Annotated in this window: 1 protein-coding gene; it reads left to right on the plus strand. The window is 64.0% G+C overall.

Features of this window, described 5'->3' with window-relative positions:
• Positions 1–724, plus strand: a 724-nt coding sequence (locus ADK41_RS05150) for a cbb3-type cytochrome c oxidase subunit I (RefSeq protein ID WP_199821812.1), incomplete at both ends; no start/stop codon positions are given.

Raw genomic sequence — 724 nt, forward strand, 5'->3', positions numbered from 1 at the left:
CCTGGGCGCGGTCAACTTCATCACCACGATCATCTGCATGCGCGCGCCCGGCATGACGATGTTCCGCATGCCGATCTTCACCTGGAACGTGCTGCTGACCGGTGTGCTGGTCCTGCTGGCCTTCCCCGTCCTCGCCGCCGCGCTGTTCGCCCTGGAGGCGGACCGCAAGTTCGGCGCGCACATCTTCGACGCGGCCAACGGCGGGCCACTGCTGTGGCAGCACCTGTTCTGGTTCTTCGGCCATCCCGAGGTGTACATCATCGCGCTGCCGTTCTTCGGCATCATCACCGAGATCATCCCGGTCTTCTCCCGCAAGCCGATCTTCGGCTACCTGGGTCTGGTCGGCGCCACCATCGCCATCGCCGGCCTCTCGGTGACCGTGTGGGCGCACCACATGTTCGCCACCGGCGGTGTGCTGCTGCCGTTCTTCTCCTTCATGACGTTCCTGATCGCCATTCCCACCGGGGTGAAGTTCTTCAACTGGACCGGCACCATGTGGAAGGGCAGTCTCTCCTTCGAGACCCCGATGCTGTGGGCCCTGGGCTTCCTGATCACCTTCCTGTTCGGTGGTCTGACCGGTGTCATCCTGGCCTCGCCGCCGCTGGACTTCCACGTCACGGACTCGTACTTCGTGGTGGCGCACTTCCACTACGTGGTGTTCGGCACGGTCGTCTTCGCGATGTTCGCCGGCTTCCACTTCTGGTGGCCGAAGTTCACCGGCAAG

Origin of the sequence: Streptomyces caelestis, from assembly GCF_001279005.1 — a bacterium.
Classification (GTDB): Bacteria; Actinomycetota; Actinomycetes; order Streptomycetales; family Streptomycetaceae; genus Streptomyces; species Streptomyces heliomycini.